This window comes from Massilia genomosp. 1 (assembly GCF_011682185.1).
Classification (GTDB): domain Bacteria; phylum Pseudomonadota; class Gammaproteobacteria; order Burkholderiales; family Burkholderiaceae_D; genus Telluria_A; species Telluria_A rubra.
Genome location: NZ_WHJF01000720.1, coordinates 1 through 203, shown reverse-complemented (window position 1 = coordinate 203; position 203 = coordinate 1). Strand labels below are relative to the sequence as shown.

At 60.6% G+C, this 203-nt stretch carries 1 protein-coding gene; it reads left to right on the top strand.

What is annotated here, in order from left to right; genetic code table 11:
* Positions 1–19 precede the first annotated feature (19 nt).
* Positions 20–203 (top strand): transposase (locus F1735_RS35415; RefSeq protein WP_373888644.1); only part of this gene is annotated, 184 nt, incomplete at its 3' end.

The following is a 203-nucleotide window of genomic DNA, read 5'->3' as shown; positions in this document are numbered from 1 at the left end:
CAAGCGCCTCGCCGCAGCCTTGCCTGACCGCCGTCATCAGAGCTATGTCGACCATTCTTATCACGATATTTTGACACAACGTATCTACCAAATCGGCTGCGGCTACGAGGACGGGAACGACTCGAACCGCCTGCGCCACGATCCGATGTTCAAGCTTGGCGCCGCGCGCTTGCCGTTCGACGATGATGGCGCGCTGGCGTCCG